Below are 1931 nucleotides of genomic sequence, written 5' to 3'. Positions count from 1 at the left end.
TTGTCGACGGTGAACTGGAAGGTGGTCTCGTCGACCGCCTTGGCCTTCTCGGCGACGTTGTCGCCGCTGATGCCGAACTGGCCGATGATGAAGGCCGGGCTTTTGTCGAGCTTGACCACACGTTCGAAAGACCAGGCGACGTCGGCGGCGGTGATCGGATTGCCGGAGGCGAATTTCAGGCCGGGCTTGAGCTTGAATGTGTAGGTCAGGCCGTCGTCGGAGACGGTCCAGCTTTCGGCAAGGTCTCCCTTGACCTTGGAGGTGTCGCTGAGGTCGAGACGGACAAGCAGATCATAGGTGTTGCCGGTGACCTCGGCGGTCGACAGCTCGAACGCCTCGCCCGGATCCATGGAGATGATGTCGTCGATCGCGAAACCTTCGACCAGCGTGTCGGCGGGCGTGACTGCACCGGCGGGCGCGCGGGCCAGAAGCAGCGCGGACATGGCTGCACCCGCCAGCAGGAAGCGAGAGCGTAGAGCAAACTTTTCCATCATCATCGTGATTGTTCCCTGTTTTGTTGTTTGTTGACCTGAGTTCCCGGCTCAGGGTTGTGGAATTCTTTTCGGGCCTTGACGGCCCCACTGACCTCTTACCGTTGCGGTTTTTGTCCAGTTGGTCAACACCATATCCGGCGGCCTCGTGGCGGGCAACGAGCATTTATACGACGGCTCAATGGGCCAGAAAGGCCGGTGGATGTCGACGCATAAGCCAGCCAATAGAGGCTGCCGATCGGGAAAATCTGGCGAAGTCGCGACTACTTCAGAGCCGCGACAAGGCCGGCGTCAGGGAAACAGGTGGCGGCGCGCCCGTTCTTGGCTTGCCAAGTGCCGATCGAACGGCGGGTCTTGAAGCCGGGCAGGCCATCGGCGCTGCCGACATCATAGCCCTTGGCTTCCAGCGACCGCTGCAGGGCCGCGATGTCCGAACGGTGGAGCCCGCCAACCGCGCCCCAGCTGCCGGCAAAATTCGCGTCGCCATGGGCGATGCGATCGGCGCCGTGGCCGATGAACAGCGCGTAGAGGTCGCTGGTGTTGTATTGCTTCAGCACGTAGAAATTGGGCGTGGCGACAAAGGCCGGGCCGCTGCGCCCTGCCGGCATCAGCAGGAAGCCTTCGGCCTTCAGTTCACTCGCCGGAAACGGTTTGCCGCCGACGCGCTTGATGCCCATATCAGCCCATTGCGAGATTTTCTTGCCCTGGTCCGGGCCTTCCAGCGAACAGGAAACGCTTTCCGGCACCGTCACCTCGAAACCCCAACCACGGCCCTTTATCCAGCCATAGTGGACGAGATAATTGGCGATCGAGGCCAGCACGTCCGGCGTCGACTTCCAGATGTCGACGCGGCCGTCGCCGTCGAAATCGACGGCATGTTTCAGGAACGAGGTCGGCATGAATTGCGGCTGGCCGAGCGCGCCGGCCCAGGACGATTTCATCGCGCCGACAGGAGCCAGACCACGCTCGACGATCTCGAGTGCCGCAAGCAGTTCGGTGCGGAAGAAGTCCTTCCTGGTCGACATGAACGCCTTGGTGCCCAGCACCTCGAAGACGTCGTAGGGTATTTTTGCCGCGCCGAATCCGGTCTCGCGGCCCCAGATCGCCAGCAGCACTTCGCCCGGCACGCCGTAGCGCTTTTCGATTGATGCAAGTGTCCTGGCATTGGTGGCTTCGCGCGCCCGCCCGCCCGCCGTCACCGCGCGAACGGTCTTCTCGGCGAAATAGGCGCCGGGTGAGCCGAATTCGGCCTGGTGCTGCTTCCGCGGCGTGGTCGCCTTATCGCCCGGCTTGACCAGGTCGGGCAGCTTCAGATTGGGCTTGATGCCGTCAAAGGCGGCATCGAAGGTGGTTTTGGAAATGCCTTTCGCCCTTGCTTGCGGCCAAAGGTCGTTCTGCAGCCAGGCGCGGAACTGGTCGTCGATCTTTGCGGCGGAGGCG

2 protein-coding genes are annotated in these 1931 nt (G+C 62.6%); both read right to left on the bottom strand.

The annotated features are described in order from the left end of the window. On the bottom strand, nt 1-497 hold a 497-nt coding region (locus tag EOD15_RS33665), incomplete at its 3' end, for an ABC transporter substrate-binding protein (protein WP_245463844.1). A gap of 257 nt (nt 498-754) precedes the next feature. Beyond that, nucleotides 755-1931 (bottom strand): lytic murein transglycosylase (locus EOD15_RS33660; protein WP_127409262.1); only part of this gene is annotated, 1177 nt, incomplete at its 5' end.

Source organism: Mesorhizobium sp. M7A.T.Ca.US.000.02.2.1, from assembly GCF_003996995.1.
Taxonomy (GTDB): Bacteria; Pseudomonadota; Alphaproteobacteria; order Rhizobiales; family Rhizobiaceae; genus Mesorhizobium.
The sequence above is the reverse complement of the archived record's forward strand: the minus strand, read 5'-3'. Positions and strand labels throughout refer to the sequence as shown.